The sequence below is a fragment of the Bifidobacterium sp. LH_743 genome, from assembly GCF_056355775.1.
Genome location: NZ_JBKESZ010000001.1, coordinates 357038 through 376568 on the forward strand (window position 1 = coordinate 357038; position 19531 = coordinate 376568).

The 19531-nt window shown below is 61.3% G+C and carries 19 protein-coding genes and 2 tRNA genes; 12 read left to right on the forward strand and 9 right to left on the reverse strand.

The window, feature by feature from the left end:
- Positions 1-3: 3 nt before the first annotated feature.
- The 6 genes from AC1ATL_RS01430 to coaD form a co-directional block, all read right to left on the reverse strand.
- Positions 4-1866, reverse strand: a complete 1863-nt coding sequence (locus AC1ATL_RS01430) for an acetolactate synthase large subunit (RefSeq protein WP_476567916.1) — start codon at positions 1864-1866, stop codon at positions 4-6.
- Between the two features lie 300 nt (positions 1867-2166).
- Positions 2167-2949, reverse strand: a complete 783-nt coding sequence (rnc, locus tag AC1ATL_RS01435) for a ribonuclease III (RefSeq protein ID WP_217063235.1) — start codon at positions 2947-2949, stop codon at positions 2167-2169.
- A 395-nt stretch (positions 2950-3344) separates the two neighbouring features.
- Complete coding sequence (gene rpmF, locus AC1ATL_RS01440; protein WP_026646978.1) at positions 3345-3539, reverse strand: 50S ribosomal protein L32; 195 nt, start codon at positions 3537-3539, stop codon at positions 3345-3347.
- Between the two features lie 127 nt (positions 3540-3666).
- Positions 3667-4281 (reverse strand): YceD family protein, encoded by a 615-nt coding sequence (locus AC1ATL_RS01445; RefSeq protein ID WP_476567918.1) that lies wholly within the window; start codon positions 4279-4281, stop codon positions 3667-3669.
- A 48-nt stretch (positions 4282-4329) separates the two neighbouring features.
- Positions 4330-5169, reverse strand: a complete 840-nt coding sequence (locus tag AC1ATL_RS01450) for an ATP synthase subunit B family protein (RefSeq protein ID WP_476567920.1) — start codon at positions 5167-5169, stop codon at positions 4330-4332.
- Positions 5166-5660 carry a pantetheine-phosphate adenylyltransferase gene (coaD, locus tag AC1ATL_RS01455; protein ID WP_432622977.1) on the reverse strand — a complete coding sequence of 165 codons (495 nt, stop codon included), beginning with the start codon at positions 5658-5660 and terminating at the stop codon, positions 5166-5168. Before coaD ends, AC1ATL_RS01450 begins: the two co-directional genes overlap by 4 nt.
- A gap of 147 nt (positions 5661-5807) precedes the next feature.
- On the opposite strand from coaD, the gene AC1ATL_RS01460 reads away from it, so the two are divergent.
- Complete coding sequence (locus tag AC1ATL_RS01460) at positions 5808-6125, forward strand: DUF3039 domain-containing protein (RefSeq protein ID WP_476567922.1); 318 nt, start codon at positions 5808-5810, stop codon at positions 6123-6125.
- Between the two features lie 224 nt (positions 6126-6349).
- Positions 6350-7357 carry an aldo/keto reductase gene (locus AC1ATL_RS01465; protein WP_476567924.1) on the forward strand — a complete coding sequence of 336 codons (1008 nt, stop codon included), beginning with the start codon at positions 6350-6352 and terminating at the stop codon, positions 7355-7357.
- A gap of 127 nt (positions 7358-7484) precedes the next feature.
- Here AC1ATL_RS01465 and AC1ATL_RS01470 read toward each other — a convergent pair whose 3' ends face one another.
- Positions 7485-8813 carry a nicotinate phosphoribosyltransferase gene (locus AC1ATL_RS01470; protein WP_476567926.1) on the reverse strand — a complete coding sequence of 443 codons (1329 nt, stop codon included), beginning with the start codon at positions 8811-8813 and terminating at the stop codon, positions 7485-7487.
- Positions 8814-9009: 196 nt separating this feature from the next.
- On the opposite strand from AC1ATL_RS01470, the gene rph reads away from it, so the two are divergent.
- The 9 genes from rph to pgi all read left to right on the forward strand — a co-directional run bounded on the left by rph (position 9010) and on the right by pgi (position 18106).
- A complete protein-coding gene (rph, locus tag AC1ATL_RS01475) occupies positions 9010-9774 on the forward strand; it encodes a ribonuclease PH (RefSeq protein WP_476567928.1) in 765 nt (254 codons plus the stop codon).
- Positions 9775-9876: 102 nt separating this feature from the next.
- The gene (locus AC1ATL_RS01480; protein WP_476567930.1) at positions 9877-10551 is read left to right on the forward strand and encodes a non-canonical purine NTP pyrophosphatase; all 675 of its coding nucleotides are present in this window, start codon (positions 9877-9879) and stop codon (positions 10549-10551) included.
- Between the two features lie 176 nt (positions 10552-10727).
- On the forward strand, positions 10728-12002 hold the full coding sequence (locus AC1ATL_RS01485; protein WP_476567932.1) for an aminoacyltransferase: 1275 nt from the start codon (positions 10728-10730) through the stop codon (positions 12000-12002).
- A gap of 131 nt (positions 12003-12133) precedes the next feature.
- Positions 12134-13414, forward strand: coding sequence for an aminoacyltransferase (locus AC1ATL_RS01490; RefSeq protein WP_476567934.1), 1281 nt, complete (start codon positions 12134-12136; stop codon positions 13412-13414).
- Between the two features lie 115 nt (positions 13415-13529).
- Positions 13530-13605 (forward strand) — tRNA-Thr (locus AC1ATL_RS01495).
- Positions 13606-13709: 104 nt separating this feature from the next.
- Positions 13710-13790, forward strand: a tRNA-Leu gene (locus tag AC1ATL_RS01500).
- A 1-nt stretch (position 13791) separates the two neighbouring features.
- A complete protein-coding gene (locus AC1ATL_RS01505) occupies positions 13792-14799 on the forward strand; it encodes an AEC family transporter (RefSeq protein WP_432622994.1) in 1008 nt (335 codons plus the stop codon).
- A gap of 29 nt (positions 14800-14828) precedes the next feature.
- Positions 14829-16169 (forward strand): acyltransferase family protein, encoded by a 1341-nt coding sequence (locus AC1ATL_RS01510; RefSeq protein ID WP_476567936.1) that lies wholly within the window; start codon positions 14829-14831, stop codon positions 16167-16169.
- Between the two features lie 239 nt (positions 16170-16408).
- A complete protein-coding gene (gene pgi / locus AC1ATL_RS01515) occupies positions 16409-18106 on the forward strand; it encodes a glucose-6-phosphate isomerase (protein ID WP_432622998.1) in 1698 nt (565 codons plus the stop codon).
- Positions 18107-18202: 96 nt separating this feature from the next.
- Here pgi and AC1ATL_RS01520 read toward each other — a convergent pair whose 3' ends face one another.
- Entirely contained in the window at positions 18203-18406 is a 204-nt protein-coding gene (locus tag AC1ATL_RS01520) for a CopG family antitoxin (RefSeq protein WP_476567938.1), read from the reverse strand.
- A 1-nt stretch (position 18407) separates the two neighbouring features.
- The gene (locus tag AC1ATL_RS01525) at positions 18408-18716 is read right to left on the reverse strand and encodes a BrnT family toxin (protein WP_476567940.1); all 309 of its coding nucleotides are present in this window, start codon (positions 18714-18716) and stop codon (positions 18408-18410) included.
- Between the two features lie 445 nt (positions 18717-19161).
- Here AC1ATL_RS01525 and rplS point away from each other — a divergent pair, with 445 nt between their 5' ends.
- On the forward strand, positions 19162-19527 hold the full coding sequence (gene rplS, locus AC1ATL_RS01530; RefSeq protein ID WP_204441821.1) for a 50S ribosomal protein L19: 366 nt from the start codon (positions 19162-19164) through the stop codon (positions 19525-19527).
- The last annotated feature ends 4 nt before the right edge of the window (positions 19528-19531 follow it).

A 19531-nucleotide genomic window follows, 5' to 3' on the forward strand; every position in this document is an offset into this window, starting at 1 on the left:
CGTTCAGTCGTTCTCGCCAGCGCGCTGCAGAGGCTTCACGCCCGGCTTGTACGTGACGTTGTCGTTGGAATCGCCGGCTGCGACCATCGGCCACACCATGGCATCCTTCCACACGCGGAAATCGATCAGCACCGGACGGTCGTTGATTTCGTTGGCCTTCTTGATGCATTCGATGGCTTCGTCCTTGGTGAACGCGCGCATGCCGACGCAGCCGTATGCCTCGGCAAGCTTCACGAAGTCCGGCACATCCACGATGTCCGGCGTGTTCTCGCCGTCCAGCAGGTTCGTCGCGGAATAGTGGTGATCGTAGAACAGGGTCTGCCACTGACGGACCATGCCGTACACGGAGTTGTTGAGCAGCGCGATCTTCACCGGAGTGTGGTCGAGGAACGCAGCCGCCAGCTCTTCGGAGGTCATCTGGAAGGAGCCGTCGCCGTCGATGAGCCACACCGGCTTCTTGTTGTCGAATTCGCGGGCGGAGCCGACGCGGGCGCCGATGGCTGCCGGCAGGCCGAAGCCCATCGTGCCGAGGCCGCCGGAGGACAGCCAGGAGTGGGGCTTGTTGAATTCGATGATCTGGGTGGCCCACATCTGATGCTGACCCACGCCGGAAACCCAGATGGTGTCCGGATCGGCCAAGTCAGACAGCTGCTTGACGACCCACTGCGGGGCAAGGCTGCCGTCGGTCGGTTCGTCCCACGTGATCGGATATTCCTCGACCCACTTGTTGATGACGTCCCACCAATGGCTGGTGTCGGGCTTGCCGTGCACGGCCTGCTCGCGCTTGATCTCCGGAATGAGGTCCTTGAGCACGGTGGCCACATCGCCGACGATCGGCACATCCGGCTGACGGTTCTTGCCGATTTCCGCCGGATCGATGTCGATGTGGATCACGCGCGCGCCCGGCGCGAACGCGTCGAGCTTGCCGGTGACACGGTCGTCGAAGCGTGCGCCGATCGCGACCAGCAGATCGCAACGCTGCACGGCGCCGGTCGCCGCAATCGTGCCATGCATGCCGAGCATGCCAAGCACCTTCGGATCGGAATCCGGCACAATGCCACGCGCCGGCAGGGTGGTGACGATCGGAGCGCCGGTCACATCGGCCAGCTCCTTGACAAGCTCGCCCGCGTCGGAACGCACCGCGCCGCCGCCGACGTACAGCACCGGACGATACGACTGCTCGAACAGCTTCGCCGCGTCGGACAGCACACGGCCGTGCGCCTTGGTGGTCGGATTGTATCCCGGCAGAATCATGCGCTGCGGCCAGGAATAATACATCTCACCGGTCTGCGCGGTCTTGGTGACGTCCACCACCACCGGTCCCGGACGGCCGGAACGTGCGATGTAATGCGCCTCGGCCAGCACGCGCGGAATATCCTGCGCGCGGGTGACGAGGTACGAATGCTTGACTACCGGATAGGTGGCGCCGACGATATCGGCCTCCTGGAAGGCATCCGTGCCGATGGCGTTCACGCCGACCTGGCCGGTGATGACGACCATTGGAATGGAATCCATGTTCGCGTCGGCGATCGGGGTAATCATGTTCGTGGCGCCCGGGCCGGAGGTGACGATGCACACGCCCACCTGTCCGGTGGTCAGCGCATAGCCCTCGGCCGCATGTCCGGCGGCCTGCTCGTGGCGCATCAGGACGAAGCGGAACTTCGTATCGTCCTTGATGGAATCGTAGACGGGCAGAATCGCACCGCCCGGAACGCCGAAGACGTCCTTGACGCCCAGATCCTCCAGCGAACGAACCAGCGCTTCGGCGCCGGTCATCTTTTCGCCGTCGACAATGGTCTGCTTTTCAGTGGTAGCGGATGCCTTTGGCATGCCGCTGAATGCCTGCAGAGGCGTAGGTAACACCATGTTCCCTCTCATGCTCGTTCGTGGAAAATTTCCTCGTAAGGGGCCGCGGTCGCGTCGTTCATGCGCCGTTTTACCCCTTAAACGGAATGCTATGCAACCGCTTGTGGCGGATTGCAGCCGCATTCCTCTCTGATAATGAGTCTATGCTAACGGCTGACAGCTTGGTTCGCCGGAAAGGCCCATATTCTGGCGCGTTACGCGCCATTGTGATATGGACCATATTTTTGCGATTGCGACGCTGCCTTGTAATGCTGTTTCGTGACGCCGGCCGTGCCGCCGCTTGCGTTACCGTTTACGCGGTTACTTGCCCTGCGCTGCATCCTGCGTGCCACCGTTGGACTTGCGGTGTGACCTGTGGTTCGACTTATGCGTCTTCCCGTTCTGCTTGCCGCCCATTTCGCCCTTGCGACTGTCAAGCGCCTTCCAGCCCATTTCCGCGGCCGCCAGCTGCGCCTTGCGTTTGCTGCTGCCGGTGCCGGTGCCGATGACCTCGTCGCCGAGCATGGCGCGCGCCGTGAATTCCAGCGCGTATTCCGGTCCCGCCACCGAAGTGCGGTAGTGCGGTTCCGGCAGTCCCATGTCGTGCGCCTTGACGGTCAGCGACGTCTTCCAATCGAGCGCCGGGCCTTCGGTGGCGACCTCCGCCAGCGTATCGTCGACGAGATGGTGCACCACGCGGCGTGCTTCGTCGATGCCGTGCTGGATGAACGTCGCGCCGATCAGCGATTCGACGATGTCGCACAGAATCGAGCTTTTGTCGGCTCCGCCCTGCTCCGCCTCGCCGTGCCCAAGCAAGATGTACGGTCCGACATGCAGCTTTTCGCGGGCGATTTTGCTCAGCGATTCCTCGGAAACGGCTTTCGCGCGCATTTTGGCCAGCTGGCCTTCGTTCATGTCGGGATGCACCTTGTACAGCGTTTCCGTGGAGACCAGTTCGAGCACCGCGTCGCCGAGGAATTCGAGACGTTCGTAGTTCTTGGCGCCCTCATGCTCGTGCGAGAAGGAGCGGTGGGTGAGCGCCTCGACGAGCAGCTCCGGTTCGAGCGTGGTGCCGAGCGCCTCGAGCAGCACATTGGCGGTCATCTCGCCTTCAAGGGTGATGGAGGTGCCGATGCGGCCTTTGTTCGCATCGGCCTGGCTGGTCTGTCCGGCTGAGCTGTTCTGCCCGGTCGGTTGGGCCTGACTGCTGTCCTGATTGTTGTTCTTGGCCATGGAGAATCCTTACCACTTATGCGTTATGCCACGCGTTATGCCATGCATCATGCGGCGGGCTGTCCTGCCGCATCGTCCTCGACCGTGGCCGTTGCGCACATGGCAAGACGCCAGCGGAATCTGGCGGTATTGCTACGCAAGCAACGCGCGTCGGTCGCGTATGCGATCGTACGTTCCAATCGCATATCACTTGCAATAATAAAAGAAACCCTGCCACCCGTCGATGGCAGGGTTTCCATGCTTCTATACCGTTATCCGGCAACCACTCACTTGGTGTGGATGGAGCGGATGGCCTCACGGTACACGCGGCCGCGGAAGGAACCGCAGCTCGGGCATGCCATGTGCGGCAGCGTCGGAGCGCCGCAGTTCGGGCAGGTAACGGTCTGGGCGGCCTTGGCCTTCCAGTTTGCGCGGCGGGAATGGGTATTCGCGCGCGAAGTCTTGTACTTAGGCAGTGCCATTGTGTTTCCTCTATTTCGTTCGAACGATTGAGCTTAAGCGTTCAGTATCTTAACGTGGGCTCCGTACAAACCTCCGCTCGGACGATGGGAGGTCGCGTCCGGCCCGCCGTCTTCCGCCGATTTCCGTCTATTCCTTGTCTTCCAGCTTGGCTTTCAGCCCCTCCAGCGCGGCGAAACGGATGTCGGTCACGTCGTGATGGTGGTCGGGATGCTCGTTGAGATCCTCGCCGCACTGCGAGCACAGACCCTTGCAATCTGGCTTGCACAGCGGCTGCAGCGGCAGCTCCTCGACCAGCGTGTCGCGCAGCATCGCCTCGAGATCGGCCCAGGCGCCGCCGTCGAGCAGCGGATAGGTGTCCTCCGCCTCGTCTTCGCCGGCGATGATGTCCACTTCCTCATCCTTGCCGTTCTTCCCGGCCTTGCCGCCCTTGTTCGCCGCGGACTTGTCCTCGTATGGGAAGAAGGAGGTGACGTTTACCGTCCAATCGCGTTGGATCGGCTTCAGGCAACGCGTGCATTCGGCATGCACGGGGGCGCTGACGCGAGCGTTGAGGATCAGGCCGTCGACAATCGAATCGAACGAGCCGACCACGGACACGTCCGCGCCCTCGTCCACGCCGATGATCTCGTCGCCGATGCCGCTCGGAGCGGGGAATACGGAGTCGATCTCCTTGCTTTGCCCGGGTCGCGAGGCCACTTGCGCCACGGAAACGGCCCACGGGGAATCTTCAGTACGTGCCATAGTTCGGTCTTTCATTCCTTCCTGGTTGCACGGTTGGGTGCTTTTCGTTCAGTCCTTCGGATAATCGTCCGCGTCGAGATGCTCCAGATGCGTGCCGGCCTCGCGCTGGCGATCGTACAGCACGTTCAATCCGGCCTGTACGCCGTTGCCGATCTTGTCGATCTGCTGCTGCAGCGATTCCATCATGGTGATGCAGTACTTGTCGGCGTTCTGCGTGAGCTTGTCGGCCTTCGACTGCGCCTGGTCGAGGATGGCGCGCGCCTTCTGCCGGGCGATTTCCGTCACGTTCTCCTGTCCGGCGAGGAACTGCGCCTGCTCGTTTGCTTCGCGTACGGCGTCGGCCGCGCGCGACTGCGCGGATGCCACGATCGCGTTCGCCTGTGTCTGCGCGCTTTCCAACCGGCGTTCCGATTCGCGCATCAACGCGGAGGCGCGTTCCAGCTGCACCGGCAGCATCTTCTTGAGCTGGTCGAGCTTGCCGATGAACGATTCGCGATCCACGCGCACCGAGCTGGGCGAGAACAGGATTGGCTTGGCCTCATCCAGCTCGTTCTCCATGCTGTCGATGATGTCGTAGACGGTGGTGAATTCGTCGCGGCTGCGGTCGTCGGTGTCGCCGAGCGGTGCGTTCGGATCGAACGTGGTGCGCAGGTCGGGCAGGTCCGACATGGAGATCGACGGCTTCGCCGGCTTGTCGGAAGCGTTGGAATCATTGGAATCGCGGGTTGAAGCCATATCGGCCGATGCCGTGCCGGTCGTGGCTGCGGAAGTGGCATCGCCGCCGTGCGCTGCTGCGGAGTAATCGGCGGCAGCGGCGACCGGCTGCTGCGACGTGACGTCGTCGCCGTCCGCAAGCGGCCTGGAATCGTTGATCTCTTCAGTCATCATGCCTTCTTTTCGTTTGTAAGCGCCTCTGTGAGCAACGGAATCACGCAATCGGGCACCATGCCCGTCACGTCACCCCCGTGCCGTGCCACGTCCTTGACGATGGAACTGGAGATGTGCTCCAAGTCCGGGGCCGCGGGCAGAAACAGCGTCTCCACGCCGGCGAGCTTGCGATTGACCAGCGCCATGCCCAGCTCGGCCTCGTAATCGCCGTTCTGCCGAAGGCCCTTGACGATGACCGTCGCGCCCACCTTCGTGCAGTAATCGGTAATCAGACCTGTGGTCGAATCCACCTTCACATTGTCGCAATCGCGCTTTTCAAGCGCTTTCCGGATGATATCGACGCGGGTTTCTTCGGAGAACATCGGCGTCTTCGCCGCGTTCACGGCCACCACCACATGCACTTCGTCGAAAAAGCGCGCGCAACGTTCGATCACGTCCAGGTGGCCGGCGGTCACTGGGTCGTAGGACCCGGGGCAAACTGCAATTGTCATAGCCTCAAGCGTACCGCGATTGGTTGAGAAGTCGGCAACGTCGGCCCATGCATGTTGCCGGCCCCGTCGCAATGCGGCTCGGCTATGATGGGAGGCGGTTGTGGCCGCGGTGGCGGCAGTTTATGAGGATGTATGAGGAGTATCGCTATGGCATTTGCGATTTTTGATGGCTTGTTCGGCTCCGACGATCCGGTTTCGCCGTTGTCCAATCCGGACGCGGGCACCGGCACCGCCGTTCTGGAACGTCCTGAAGAGGAGACGAAGCTCGATGACGGCGGCAACGGCGACGCGGACCGTTTCGCACATTACGTGTCGCGCGACCGTATCGCGGAATCCCGTCGCACTGGTCGTCCGGTCGTGGCGTTGTGCGGCAAGGTGTGGGTGCCGAAGCATGATCCCACCCAGTATCCGGTGTGCCCGGACTGCAAGCGTATCTACGACGAGATGATGAACGGCTCGTTCTGACGGCAGGTCCGTGGTGGTTCCCGAGACGGACCGCTGCTGGCGACTCCGGGGATATAGGTATTCGAATCAGGGCCTGAAGTCCTTGTCTTCCTGCCATTGTTTACACGTATGCGGCACATCCGCCGTGTGTATTGCCTCGTGCCGTGCCACGATTTGCGTTCAAGTGTACTTGAAGTGCCACGATGGAGCCAACAATCGGAAGCAACTTGTTTCAAGGAGGAACCATGCTCGAGCCGACCACCGTCTACACGCCATCGCCAACCCGATACGATGACATGACCTACAACCACGCGGGAACAAGCGGACTTAAGCTGCCGGCGATTTCCCTCGGCTTCTGGCACAACTTCGGCGACATCACCCCATACGACACCATGCGCCGAATCGTGTTCACCGCGTTTGACAACGGCATCACACATTTCGACCTGGCCAACAACTACGGTCCCGAACCGGGATCGGCCGAAAAGAACTGTGGCAGACTCCTGCGCGAATATTTCCAACACCACCGCGACGAGCTCATCATCAGCACCAAAGCCGGCTATGAGATGTGGAACGGTCCATACGGGGATCTCGGCAGCCGCAAATACCTGCTCGCCTCGCTCGACCAAAGCCTCGGGCGGCTTGGACTCGACTACGTCGACATCTTCTACCACCACCATATGGACCCATCCACCCCGCTCGAAGAGACCATGGGGGCGCTCGCCACTGCGGTCAGTAGCGGCAAGGCTCTGTACGTGGGCCTGTCCAATTACGATGGTCCGACGCTCGAAAAAGCCACCGCCATTCTTGACGAACTGCATGTGCCGTTCGTCATCAATCAGAACCGGTACAACATCTTCGACCGCACCGTGGAGCGCAACGGGCTCAAGGAGGCCGCGCATCGGCTTGGCAAGGGACTGATCACCTTTTCCCCTCTCGACCAGGGACTGCTGACCGACAGGTATCTGGACGGCGTTCCCGCGGACAGCAGAATCGCGCATGACGGACGATTCCTGCAGAAAAGCGTGCTGACGCCGGAGAAACTCCGACAGATTCGCGAATTGAATGATCTGGCGGCGGAACGTGGCCAGACCCTGGCCGAAATGGCATTGGCCTGGCTGCTGCATGATGGCATGGTCACATCGGTGCTGGTCGGCGCCTCCCGTCCGCAACAACTGCTTGACAATATCGGAGCACTCAAGAACACTTCGTTCAGTGAGGAGGAGCTGTGCCGCATCGACGAGATCTCGCTGTAGTCGGGTGATCGTGCGGACGATTTTGCGTGCACGCGCATATAACGCATATGACATATGAAATGGCGGCGGGCCGGAAACGCTTCGGGCCGCCGCCATCTGCGATGCTTTGATGAACTGTCGTCGGTCGTCAGAGCACGGTAACTTCGGTTGGGATGACCGGATCGCCCTTCATCAGGCTTTGCGCGCCGATCGGCAGTTCGGCGAGCGCCTTCGCACGGTAGTCGTGCGCGTTGACGATTGCGTCGTGGCCTTGGTATTCGCGGTGGTTCTCGCCGTCGGTCACGTAGTCGACCAGCAGGTCCTTCCAGCCGTCCTCCGGCTGGTATGCGGCCAGCTTGTCCTCGGAGCCGGAGATGACGTGCTCGCAGTCTGCCAGCGAGTATTCGTAGGAGCGGAAGGCGAGCTTGCGTCCCGGAACGGTGGCCTTGTCCTTCGACTTCTTGGCGACCGGCTGCATTTCACCGGCGGAGTTCTCGCGCTCGGTGAGCTTGTATACCATCGCGCAGGTCGGCGCGCCCGAGCCGGTGACGAGCATGGTGCCCACGCCGTAGGAATCGACCGGAGCGGTCTGCAGGGCGGCCAGCGCGTATTCGTCGAGGTCGTTGGTAACGGTGATCTTCGTGTTGGTGGCGCCGAGCGCGTCGAGCTGGTTGCGCACGCGCTGCGCGAGGGAGGCGAGGTCGCCGGAATCGATGCGCACGCCGCCCAGTTCGGGGCCGGCCACTTCGACGGCGGTCTTCACCGCTTCCTCGATGTTGTAGGTGTCCACCAGCAGCGTGGTGTTCTTGCCAAGCGCCGCGATCTGCGATTCGAACGCGCTTCTCTCATCGTCATGCACCAGCGTGAAGCAGTGCGCGGCGGTGCCGATGGCCTTCAGACCGTACATCTGCGCGGCCAGCAGGTTGGCGGTGCCTTTGAATCCGCCCACCACGGCGGCGCGCGCGGCGGCCACGGCGGCCCATTCGTTGGTGCGTCGGCCGCCCATGTCCATGCACGGACGGTCCTTCGCGGCGCTGACCATGCGGGACGCGGCGGAGGCGACGGCGGAATCGTAATTCAGGATGCTCAGCAGCAGCGTCTCCAGCAGCGTGCATTCGCCGAACGTTCCCTCGACCTGCAGGATCGGCGAATTCGGGAAGAACATTTCGCCTTCGCGGTAGCCCTTGATGGAGCCGGAGAAGTGGAAGTTCTCAAGCCATTTGATGGTTTCCGGGCTGACCACCTTGCGGTCGGCGAGGAATTTCAGGTCGTTGTCGTCGAGGTGGAACTTCTCGAGCGCGTCGAGGATGCGCCCCTGCCCGGCGGCCACGCCGTAGTGGCGGCCCAGCGGCAGGTGCCGGGTGAAGATCTCGAATACGCACTTGCGGTTGGCGGTGCCGTCCCTAAGGCATGCGTCAAGCATGGTGTATTCGTACATATCGGTCATGAGTGCAGGTGAGTAATCCAGCATTTCCAAAGCCTTTCTTGACTTTTGACGAGGCCGTCCGCAGGCGTGTGGCCAGCGGTGCCGGGCGCCGGTTCGCGTTCCATCATACGTGCAGGCGGCGCCGGGGCACTGCGTGCGTGGCTGGTGATAGTCTCGAATGCTGATAAGACGAGTGATCGATTGAGAAATATCGGAAGCGATCGGAAAGCGAAGTACGGTAGGGAAAATGGTAGCGATCAAGGACATGTTGGGCGACCAGACGGTGGTGCGTGCGGACGGACGCAAGGTGGACGAGTTGCGCCCGGTGCGCATCACCCGTCATTTCACGGACGTTCCGGAAGGTTCCGTGCTCATCGAATGCGGCAACACGCGTGTGATGTGCACGGCCACCTTCACCACGGGCGTGCCGCGGTGGCGCAAGGATTCCGGTCTGGGCTGGGTCACCGCGGAATACTCGATGCTGCCGCGCGCCACTGCCGAGCGCACGGACCGCGAGTCGGTGCGTGGCAAGATCGGAGGACGTACGCATGAGATTAGCCGTCTGATCGGCCGCTGCCTTCGTGGCGTCGTCGACATGAAGGCGCTCGGCGAGAACCAGGTGCAGATCGATTGCGACGTGCTGCAGGCCGACGGCGGCACCCGCACCGCGTCGATCACCGGCGCGTACGTGGCGCTTGTCGACGCGATGCATTGGGCCGAGCGGAACAAGCGCATCAAGTCCGCCGACCGCGTGCTCAAGGACTGGGTCTCCGCCGTCTCCGTCGGCGTGATTGACGGCAAGCCGATGCTGGATCTGCCGTACATCGAGGACAGCCAGGCCATGACCGACATGAACGTGGCCATGACCGGTTCCGGCGATTTCATCGAAATCCAGGGCACCGCCGAGCATCGTCCGTTCAACCGCGCCGAGCTCAACACCCTGCTCGACCTGGCCGAAAAGGGCAACAGGGAGCTGCAGGCCGCCCAACGCGCCGCGCTCGCGCTCGACTGAGCCGGCTGCCGGGGACGGCGGAATCAAAAGCGGAAAAGCGGAAAAGGAAACGTACGGAACTTACGGATCGTACGAAGGAAACGACGGAAGGAATCGCAAGGCATGAAGATCATCGTCGCCACGCATAACGAAGGCAAGCTGGTGGAGATCCGCCGCATTCTCGAGGAGCGGCTCGGAGCGGATGCCGCCGACGTCCAGCTGGTCTCTGCAGGCTCGCTCGGCCTGCCCGATCCGGTGGAGGATGGCGTGACCTTCCAGGAGAACGCGCTGATCAAGGCGCGCGATGTGGCCGAACGTACCGGATGCCCCGCGATCGCGGACGATTCCGGCCTGATCGTGGACGTGATGGGCAACGCGCCGGGCATCCTGTCCGCGCGTTGGGCTGGCGAACATGGCAACGACCAAGCCAACAACGCGCTGCTGCTCAAGCAGATGGCCGACATTCCGGATGCCAAGCGCACCGCGAGGTTCCGCTGCGCCGCCGCCTTGGTCGTGCCGGGTGAGCGTCAGGCGGAGAGCGGCGAAAAGCCGTACGGCATCGCCGGCGAAACCGTGCAGGTCGGCGAGATGCCGGGCGTACTGCTGCGTGCCCCACGTGGCGCCAACGGCTTTGGCTACGATCCGCTGTTCGTGCCGGACGACCAGCCGCAACGGGCAATCGAAGCCGGCGTGAAGCTCACATCTGCCGAGATGAAGCCCGACGAGAAGAACGCGATCTCCCACCGCGGCAAGGCGTTGCGCGCGCTGGTAGGTGCGATCGAATCGCTGGTCAAATAGCCGTGTATGTGCGTATGTAGATAGCCGTGTAATAACGGCATATGGCGATGCGGAGGACCAAGATATGGCCGCCCCATGCTGTTCCGGCGCACGGCAGACACGATTCGCGCGATTTGTATGATCCGTGGAATCGGCAATGATCGGCAATGTTCGTCAATGATATGGATGGAGAATTGATGGGTACGCGTTCGTTCACTCTGGAGACTCTCACGGAAGAGGAATTCGACGATTTCTCCGGCAGACATCCGGACGGCAACTTCCAGCAGACTTCGGCGGCCGGCCGGCTGCGCGCCGAGCAGGGTGTGCAGGTCGAATACCTCGGCGTGCGAGAGAACGGCGGGCTTGTCGCCGCCGCGCTGCTGGAAACGCATCGCAGCAGGGTGTCCACGTTCTGTACGGTCCATGATGGGCCGCTATGTGACTTCAACGACGCCGAACTGACCGCGTTTTTCATCGGACAGCTGAAGCAGCGCGCCAGGAAGAACAAGGCGGCGCAGCTTGAGATCACACCGGAAAAGCCGTATCGTCTGCGTGACAGCGAAGGCAAGCCGATTTCCGACGAACAGGGAGGAGCGCCCGACAACGCCATCGTGAAGAACCTCACCGCGTGCGGTTTCGAACACGGCGGATTCACCATCGGATACACCGCGGTTCCGCGCTGGCGCTACGTCAAGAATCTGGACGGCATCGCCGACGAGCGCGCGCTGCTCAAGTCGTATGACAAGCGCACGCAGTGGAGCGTGAAACGTGCCGCGTCCATGGGCGTGCATGTGCGCGAACTGGACGACAGCGAGCTGAAGGTCTTCGCCGACATCGAACAGGCCACGGCCGAACGGCGCAGCTTCGAATATCGCGGCGAGGAATACTTCCACCGGTTCAAGAAGGCGTACGGCAGCAGCGCCCATTTCATGGTGGCGGAGATCCATATCGCCGAATACAAGGCCGACATGGAATCGAAGGTCGACTCTCTGAAAGCGAAGGTCGGCGCGCTGAAGGCGAAGATCGCCGAACGCGAGACCACCAGGCTGGTCAGACAGCTGGGCGAGGAAAGCCGCAACCTGGCCGCAGCCGAAAAACGTCTTGCCGAAGCCGAGACGCTGGCGCGCAAGGGCGATATCCTGCCCGCCGCCGCCTCGCTGTTCGTGGAACATCCCCGTGAAACCATCTACCTGTTCTCCGGCAGCGTCGAGGAATACAAGCCGTTCTACGCATCCGCGCTGATCCAGCATTACGCGATGCTGCACCTGTGCCTGGAACGTGGCGTGAACCGCTACAACTTCTACGGCATCGACGGCGTCTTCGATGATCCCGATGACGAGGGACGTGGCGTGCTGGAATTCAAGCAGGGCTTCAACGGGTACGTGGAGGAGCTGGCGGGCGATTTCGTGCTGCCCGTGCGTCCGGTGGTCTACCGCGTCAAGACGGTTCTGCGCCGTCTGCTTCGGCACTGACGACGATTGCGCCGCTATGTGAAGCACGTCCTGGAATATAGCTAGGACATAGCTTTCGTTCAGTGTTTTTCCCGGGTGGATGTTTATACTCGCGTTTTTGGTTACGTATGTAGACGAAGCAGAGGTATGACATGCAGCACGAGGAAAAGATGAGTGCCGGATGGTCCGTCCGCGAATTGACGGGGAAGCAGTTTGACGAATTGTCCGCGAACAGCGCGCTCGGCGGGTTCCAGCAGACTTCGGCGATGGCCCGTTTGGCCGCTTCCGATGGCGCGGACACGCAGTTCCTGGGATTGACCGATGAGCATGGGACGCCGGTGGCCGGCGCGATGGTGGCATATACGAAAGGCCGGTTCGGCCTCGAGGGCTCGATTTGGCTTGGCCCGCTATGCGATTCGGCCAACAAGGAGCAGCTGACCGCGTTGACGGTCGCCTTGCGTGCCGCGGCGCACAAGCGCGGTGCGATCAGCGTCACATGCTGGCCCGCGCAGGTCTACCGGCTGCATGATTCCGATGGCGAGCCGACGGAGAATCCGGATAACGCCTTGATCGACGCGTACGTTTCTCTGGGATGGCGTCATGCGGGATTCACGCGCGGATACGCGTCGATCGTGAACCGGTGGAACTACGTCAAGGACCTCAGTGGTTTCGACACGGCGGACCAGCTGCTCGCCTCGTATGCGAAAAACACGCGGCGCAATGTGAAGATCGCACGTAACAGCGGAGTGAAGGTGCGCAGGCTGAAGCGCGACGAACTGGGGACGTTCCACGATATTTGCGAGATGAGCAGCATCAAGCAGCATTTCGCCAACCGTGATGTGGAGTATTTCGAGCGTCTGTTCGACGCGTTCGGGGACGCCGCTGAATTCATGGTGGCCGAGGTGCATCTTGACGAGTATCTGAACAATTGGCAGACCAAGCTCGATAAATTCGAAAAGGATCGGGCGAAGTTCGCGGCATCGCTCGAAACCACGAAATATCCGGATGACGTGCGGAAGAAGCTGAACAACGCGGAGAAGAATGTGCTTGCCGCCCGCAAGCGCATCGAGGACGCCCATCTCCGCATCGAACGGGACGGTGAGGTGGTGCCCGCGGCCGTGGGTCTGTTCATGTGGCATGAACGCGAATTGGTCTACTTCTCCAGCGGCTCCGATGAGCGGTATGCGAAATTCTATGCGCCCACCGCACTGCAGCATGAGATGATGTCCCGCTGCCTGGAGCGTGGCGTGAAGCGTTACAACTTCTACGGCATCGACGGCATCTTCGATGATCCGAATTCGGCTGGCCGCGGCGTGCTGGAATTCAAGCAGGGCTTCAACGGATACGTCGAGGAGCTTCCGGGCGAATTCACCTTGCCGGTTGATGGCTTCCGATACGACCTGAAGCGTTTGGCGCATTTCCTGCGGCATTGACGTGGCCGTCGAGCGGCCGTCGCGCGACGGCCGACGTGCTCGATTTGTGCTCGTCCGGTTTTTCCGCTATGCTTGTTGTCTTGTGCGCGGGCGGCATATGCCTGCCGGGCAGCACGCCACTTTAGCTCAGTCGGTAGAGCGGCTCACTCGTAATGAGCAGGTCGACAGTTCGATTCTGTCAAGTGGCTCCATCGCCCTAGATGCGTCAGGCATCTAGGGTTTTGCATATCGGCCGGGATTGTGGTTCCGGTCGGGGCTACGGCTCCGCCATGCGGTGTGCACGATGACGAATAGCGCGCGAGTGGCGGAATTGGTAGACGCGCAGGATTTAGGTTCCTGTGTCTTTGACGTGTGGGTTCAAGTCCCATCTCGCGCACATGTCCACGCTTATTCAGCCGATTGCGCTGTTGGCCATCATCCTCACCGGTTATCTGTTCAAACGTGCCGGCAAATTCAAAAACCGCGACTATCGAATCCTGCAGGTAGCACTGTTCGACTTGGTCCTTCCCTGCGCGATCATCTACTCGTTCGCCACGAACCCCCACGATTCCAGCATGCTGTGGATCTCCGTCTTCGGCTTCGTGGTGGCGTTCATTCCGCCCGTGCTCATCTTCCTCATCACGCGACACAAACCGGTGCAGGAACGCGCGTTCACCATGCTCAACGGTTCCGGCTTCAACATCGGCTGCTTCTGTTTTCCCGTGGTTCAGGCGTTCCTCGGCACCGCCGCCATCGTTCCGGCGGCCATGTTCGACATCGGCAACTGCGTGATGGTGGCGGCCGGCACGAACGTCATGACGCAGACCCTTCTGCATATTCAGCCAGGCAAGACGCTGGGCGAGCAGTACCAAGGGAACGCTCCGGTGTTGCCGTACGCGAAACCCAAGGACAAGGACGCCCGCAGGCTCGCCCGTCACGCGTTGTTGCGCAATGTGGCGAAGGGATTCTTCGGCTCGGTGCCGTTCGACACCTACCTGGTCATGATCGTGCTGATGCTCGCCGACGTGAAGATTCCCAGTGCCGTGGCCACGTTCGTCGCGCCGCTTGCTAACGCCAACTCGTTCATCGCCATGCTGATGGTCGGCATGCTCATGGATCTGCCCGCGGGACGCGACGATGTGGCGAAGCTGCTGAAAATCATCGGTCTGCGATTGCCGTTCGGCCTGATATTCGCGCTGTGCGCCTGGCTTGTGCTGCCGTTCGGCGCCGACGTGCGTGAGGCGGTGGTGATGTGCTGCCTCGCGCCGATCGCCGTGTTCTCCACGCTGTTCACCGACGAAGTGCTTGGCAACGCGAAGCTTGCCGGCTTCTCGTTGTCCGTTTCCGCGATCATCGGCCTGATCATGATGACCGCAGCGCATTTCCTGATCGCTGCGATAGCCTAACCGGTATGCCAATGAAGCCAATGGAACATATGCCCCAACCTGTGACCCAGCCTGAAGGACGGATGCCGTGGAAGGGACGGACGCCGGCACGGACCCGGTCGAAATCGCCCCGTATCTTCGCCGTTGAAATGCTGCGATTGCTGGCCATCGTCGGCATCGCCATCTTCCACACGTTCCTTCCCGCGTTCGAAAGCGTGCTGGGATACGGTCCGCGGCCGATCGACCCGGCTGCGCCCATCAGCGCGGTGACCGGCTCGCTGTGGGCCGTCTGGCTGGTCATGATGATCAAATTCGTGGGCGCGTGGGGCAATCATGCCTTCTTCATGATCTCCGGATATTTCCTCATTCCCCGCATGATGCGCGATTCGTTCGATACGGGCTATTGGCGGCGGCAGGCCGGGTCCACCGCGCGCCGTGTGGCACAGGTCCTGGCCACGGTGGCGTTCTATACGCTGATCATGCTTGCCGTCGACCGTTTCGTCATGCCCGTCGCCTCCGCCGGATGGAAGGAATGGTTCCTGCTCGGTCTCGAATTCGTCTGGGTCTACACGCTCGTGGTGGCGTTCGCGCCGGCCGTCGCCTGGCTGCTGGCCCGTATCGCGCGGTGGAACGCCACCATGCTGATTGCACTGGCCGCCGTCGTGACGGTGCTGGTCTATGTGCTCAACGCTTACGTGGCGTTCACCTCCACGGGCTCGTTCGCCCTGTTCGACTGGCGTAAATGGATGGGCGCGTTGAGCTATGCAGTCTCGTTCGTGCTGGCCGGATTGGTTGGTTATGCGATGCGACGTGCTGCGCGTGGGACTGTTACCGGCGATGGTCGTGGAGGTGCCGGTTGTGGCCGTGAAGCCGGTCGTGGAAAATCCGGCAGGCCGTTATGGATGCGCGCCGGCGTCTGGGCGTGGATGCTCGTCGCGGTGCTCGCCGTGCTGTCCGTGGTCGTCGCATGGGCCGTGGCCAAGGGCGACTATTCACTGATGTACCGCTTGTCATTCAAGTCGACATCCGCGTTCTCGTTCGTGTTGGCCGTCTGTTCGCTGATGATCGCCGTCACACATGTCGAGGCGAGGCACGCTTCGGCCGCGCGATCGCCATTCCGCCCCGCCGTGCAGGCTCTCGCTTCCGGCATCCTCGGCTTCTACGTGGTGCAATCGCTTGCCGGCGAATTGTGGAAGCCGCTGTGCGATCGGGCGATGGCGCCGGCGCTCGCCGACGCGGCTTTGGCGGGCGCTCCTGTCGCACGCTTCGGCTGGCTGCTGGCCTGGTTCGCGGTCGGCATAGTCTTCTCCATCGGTTTCGTGGTCGTGGTCTGTGTATGCGATCGTTGCATACGGCAGCCGCTGCTACGTGCGCTGAAGCTTTCCCGCTGAACGTTGCATACGATTTCAGTAATCGCCGTGAAACGGCATGTCGCCATCGAAAGGTGGTCGGAACCGCGGTATGCCGCGCTTCCGAGCGAATGTGTTAACTGAGGAAACATTTTTGTGTTGTTCTGTCGGCTTTTGTGAGTATCTTGTGATGTGAAGAAAACGGCTCGCGACGTTGGAAATCGAACGAGATTCCGCCGCCGCGTCCCGCTTCACAGTGATGATGAAAGGACCTAACCGATATGGCCATCAATCCTCCCGTTGACGCCACCAAGACCCCGGAGTGGGCCGCTCTGCAGAAGCACTACGACGAGCTGCAGTCCGAGGGCATCAGCCTCAAGCAGTGGTTCGCCGATGACGCCGAGCGCGTCGAGAAGCTGAGCTTCGACGCCGGCGACCTGCACTTCGATCTGTCCAAGAACCTGATCAAGCCGGAAACCCTGCAGCTGTTCGCCGACCTGGCCAAGGCCGTCAAGCTCGACGAGCGCACCAAGGCCATGTACACCGGCGTGCACATCAACAACACCGAGGATCGCGCCGTGCTGCACACCGCGCTGCGCCGCCCGGTCGAGGACGAGGGCAAGTTCATCGTCGATGGCCAGGACACCGTCAAGGACGTGCGTGAGGTCCTCGACCGCATCTACGCCTTCGCCGACAAGGTTCGTTCCGGCGAGTGGACCGGCGTGACCGGCAAGAAGATCGAAACCGTGGTCAACATCGGCATCGGTGGTTCCGACCTGGGTCCCGTCATGGTGTACGAGGCTCTGAAGCCGTACGCGGACGCCGGCATCTCCGCCCGTTACATCTCCAACATCGACCCGAACGATCTGGCCGAGAAGACCAAGGGCCTCGACCCGGAGACCACGCTGTTCATCATCGTCTCCAAGACCTTCACCACCCTGGAGACCCTGACCAACGCCCGTGAAGCCCGTACCTGGCTGCTCGAGGAGCTCAAGGCCAAGGGCGCCATCGACGGTTCCGACGAGAAGAACGCCGAAGCCATCAAGAAGCACTTCGTCGCTGTCTCCACCAACCTGGAGAAGGTCGCCGAGTTCGGCATCGATCCGTCCAACGCCTTCGGCTTCTGGAACTGGGTCGGCGGCCGTTACTCCGTCGATTCCGCCGTCGGCACCTCCCTCGCCGTGGTCTTTGGCCCGGCCCGCTTCGAGGAGTTCCTGCACGGCTTCCACGAGATCGACGAATACTTCGCCAACACCCCGTTCGAGAAGAACGTCGTCGTGCTGCTCGGCATGCTGAACGTGTGGTACCGCAACTTCTTCAAGGCCGCCTCTCACGCCGTGCTGCCGTACGACCAGTACCTGCACCGCTTCCCGGCTTACCTGCAGCAGCTGACCATGGAGTCCAACGGCAAGTCCGTGCGTTGGGACGGCACCCCGGTCACCTCCGAGACCGGCGAGATCTTCTGGGGCGAGCCGGGCACCAACGGCCAGCACGCCTTCTACCAGCTGATCCACCAGGGCACCCAGCTCATCCCGGCCGACTTCATCGCGTTCGTGAACACCCCGAACCCGACCAAGGACGGCGACCAGGACGTGCACGAGCTGTTCCTGGGCAACTACCTTGCGCAGACCAAGGCCCTGGCCTTCGGCAAGACCGCCGACGAGGTGCGCGCTGAGGGCACCCCGGAGGAGATCGTCCCGGCCCGCGTGTTCACCGGCAACCGTCCGACCACCTCCATCTTCGGTGTGGCCCTGACCCCGTTCTCGCTCGGCGAGCTCATCGCCCTGTACGAGCACATCACCTTCGTCGAGGGCACCGTGTGGGGCCTGGACTCCTACGACCAGTGGGGCGTCGAGCTCGGCAAGCAGCTTGCCAAGCAGATCACCCCGGCCATCTCCAAGGACGATGACGCTCTGGCCGCCCAGGACGCCTCCACCCAGTCCCTGATCAAGTTCTACCGCGCCAATAGGGAGTTCTGATTTCATCAGGGCGCTGTAACGCGTAGCTGAACATTAAAAGACCCGTCTACATATCGCAGGCGGGTCTTTTGCGTGCAAGGAAGTCATCGTAGGGATTCACGTGAAGGATAGACGCTTCTTTTCTTTCACGCACTGTGCCAGGTACAGGTTGATGAGGTTCTGGTACGGAATGCCCGTTTCTTCCGCCAGTCCTTTGAAATAGTCGATGGTGGATACGTCCAATCGCATCGTCACCGATTTGCGCAGCTTCTTCTCATAGGGATTCCGTTTCGCAGTACTGAAATCGTATTCGTCAAGCATGTCAGCTCCTCCTCGCCTCATATGCCTTTGATTCATGTTTGGTCGCTTTTCGTGCGGAGATGATGCGTATCTCGCCGGTTTCCTTTCTGTAGCAGTGGCATACGATGAGCAGTCGTGATTGCCAGCTGATGCCCAGCAGAATGAATCGTTCCTCATCCCAGGAGTGCTCGGGGTCTTCGATGACGAGACCATAAGGGTCGTAGAAGACCGTGCTGGCTTCTTCGAAAGTGACGCCATGTTTGCTGAGGTTTGTCTCTCCCTTCAATGGATCCCAGTTGAATCGTATTTCATCTATATTGCTATCATACATACAATATCAATATCCTTGGTGAAAGTTCGGAACGGAGCATGATGCAATGCTGCGCGTCAATGGTCTGTTCGCGCAATCGAATATGAGGAAAGTGGATAACTGGGTGTGCTCCGCGCGTGTTGTGGATTGTAGGTGGATAGGAACGGACTTATCCACAATGGACATTTCGATCGGATCGCAGCGAATAGGTCTTGCGGATGGGGTATTTTTGATTATTGCTGTGCCGGAAAGCGGGACGCCGCATAATCCCGCTTTTCCATGGGGTCCAGCCGGAACGGCCGCGTACGATCGCAGCCGTGCTTCAATCGCAATATTTCCGGCGGATCGGCAACCCTTCGCAGGCAGACCTGCGGAGCGAAAGAACAGGCCGAGACGACGATCGCAAGAACGCCGTACGAAGCCCTTACCTGTGCGCTGATATGCGGCGGCGACTCGAGGAAACACAATGGTTAACGCTATTGAGGCATTTGACGCCAAGCACATGAAGCCGGCCGAGGAAATCCCGGCTTTCCGTCCTGGCGACACCGTTGAAGTCAACGTGAAAATCAAGGAAGGCAACAACTCCCGTATCCAGGCCTTCACCGGCGTGGTGATCGCTCGTCAGGGTGGCGGAGTCCGTGAGACCTTCGTTGTTCGCAAGATCAGCTTCGGCACCGGTGTTGAGCGCCGCTTCCCGCTGCACTCCCCGGCCATCGACTCCATCAAGGTGATCCGCAAGGGTCGCGTGCGTCGCGCCAAGCTGTACTACCTGCGCAACCTGCGCGGTAAGGCCGCTCGCATCGTCGAGCGTCGCGACAACTCCGAGAAGTGAGTTC

Coding starts and splice junctions, on each gene's coding strand:
- AC1ATL_RS01430 (WP_476567916.1), bottom strand. CDS start 1,866: ATGGTGTTACCTACGCCTCTGCAGGCATTCAGCGGCATGCCAAAGGCA.
- rnc (WP_217063235.1), bottom strand. CDS start 2,949: ATGACCGCCAATGTGCTGCTCGAGGCGCTCGGCACCACGCTCGAACCG.
- rpmF (WP_026646978.1), bottom strand. CDS start 3,539: ATGGCACTGCCTAAGTACAAGACTTCGCGCGCGAATACCCATTCCCGC.
- AC1ATL_RS01445 (WP_476567918.1), bottom strand. CDS start 4,281: ATGGCACGTACTGAAGATTCCCCGTGGGCCGTTTCCGTGGCGCAAGTG.
- AC1ATL_RS01450 (WP_476567920.1), bottom strand. CDS start 5,169: ATGATGACTGAAGAGATCAACGATTCCAGGCCGCTTGCGGACGGCGAC.
- coaD (WP_432622977.1), bottom strand. CDS start 5,660: ATGACAATTGCAGTTTGCCCCGGGTCCTACGACCCAGTGACCGCCGGC.
- AC1ATL_RS01460 (WP_476567922.1), top strand. CDS start 5,808: ATGGCATTTGCGATTTTTGATGGCTTGTTCGGCTCCGACGATCCGGTT.
- AC1ATL_RS01465 (WP_476567924.1), top strand. CDS start 6,350: ATGCTCGAGCCGACCACCGTCTACACGCCATCGCCAACCCGATACGAT.
- rph (WP_476567928.1), top strand. CDS start 9,010: ATGGTAGCGATCAAGGACATGTTGGGCGACCAGACGGTGGTGCGTGCG.
- AC1ATL_RS01480 (WP_476567930.1), top strand. CDS start 9,877: ATGAAGATCATCGTCGCCACGCATAACGAAGGCAAGCTGGTGGAGATC.
- AC1ATL_RS01485 (WP_476567932.1), top strand. CDS start 10,728: ATGGGTACGCGTTCGTTCACTCTGGAGACTCTCACGGAAGAGGAATTC.
- AC1ATL_RS01490 (WP_476567934.1), top strand. CDS start 12,134: ATGCAGCACGAGGAAAAGATGAGTGCCGGATGGTCCGTCCGCGAATTG.
- AC1ATL_RS01505 (WP_432622994.1), top strand. CDS start 13,792: ATGTCCACGCTTATTCAGCCGATTGCGCTGTTGGCCATCATCCTCACC.
- AC1ATL_RS01510 (WP_476567936.1), top strand. CDS start 14,829: ATGCCCCAACCTGTGACCCAGCCTGAAGGACGGATGCCGTGGAAGGGA.
- pgi (WP_432622998.1), top strand. CDS start 16,409: ATGGCCATCAATCCTCCCGTTGACGCCACCAAGACCCCGGAGTGGGCC.
- AC1ATL_RS01520 (WP_476567938.1), bottom strand. CDS start 18,406: ATGCTTGACGAATACGATTTCAGTACTGCGAAACGGAATCCCTATGAG.
- AC1ATL_RS01525 (WP_476567940.1), bottom strand. CDS start 18,716: ATGTATGATAGCAATATAGATGAAATACGATTCAACTGGGATCCATTG.
- rplS (WP_204441821.1), top strand. CDS start 19,162: ATGGTTAACGCTATTGAGGCATTTGACGCCAAGCACATGAAGCCGGCC.